The sequence below is a fragment of the Alcanivorax sp. HI0044 genome, assembly GCF_001634945.1.
This window is the reverse complement of sequence record NZ_LWEZ01001419.1, coordinates 1-888: the sequence shown is the minus strand read 5'-3', so window position 1 is coordinate 888 and position 888 is coordinate 1. Positions and strand designations below refer to the sequence as shown.

Genomic DNA, 888 nt, shown 5'->3' with positions numbered 1-888 from the left:
CACACCCATCGACTGTCTGACTGAAGCTGGCGGTAACTTCGGCGACGTGCAGGACCTGCTGCTGGGTTCCAACCCGCTGACCGAGCAACTGTGCCCGGAAGCGGCTGCTAACAGCCCGATTGATCCCGCAGCTTGCTTCGAAGAAGCTGCCGGTGGCTTTGCTCCGGGTGGCGGTGGCCTGCCGGGTGCCGACGGCAACCCGCTGGAGCCTGTATTGGCGCAGTTCTGCCCGGAAACCTCCGAAGCAGACCTGGGTCCGACCACACCGATCGACTGTCTGACCGAAGCCGGCGGTAACTTTGGCGACGTGCAGGACCTGCTGCTGGGCTCCAACCCGCTGACCGAGCAACTGTGCCCGGAAGCGGCGGCGAACAGCCCGATTGATCCCGCCGCCTGCTTTGAAGAAGCGGCCGGTGGCTTTGCTCCGGGCGGCGGTGGTCTGCCGGGCGCTGATGGCAACCCACTGGAGCCGGTACTGGCGCAGTTCTGCCCGGCAACCTCTGAAGCAGATCTTGGCCCGACCACCCCGATCGACTGTCTGACTGAAGCTGGCGGTAACTTCGGCGACGTGCAGGACTTGCTGCTGGGTTCCAACCCGCTGACCGAGCAACTGTGCCCGGAAGCGGCGGCGAACAGCCCGATTGATCCTGCCGCCTGCTTTGAAGAAGCGGCTGGTGGTTTCGCCCCAGGTGGCGGTGGCCTGCCGGGTGCCGATGGCAACCCGCTGGAGCCGGTACTGGCGCAATTCTGCCCGGAAACCTCCGAAGCGGATCTGGGTCCGACCACGCCGATCGACTGTCTGACCGAAGCCGGTAACAGCTTCGGTAACGTGGAAGAGCTGCTGCTGGGGTCCAACCCACTGACCGAGGCGCTGTGCCCGGAAGCGGC

At 65.5% G+C, this 888-nt stretch carries 1 pseudogene; it reads left to right on the top strand.

The features are described from left to right. Nucleotides 1-888, top strand: a pseudogene (locus A3730_RS32020) (hypothetical protein); the annotation flags it as partial.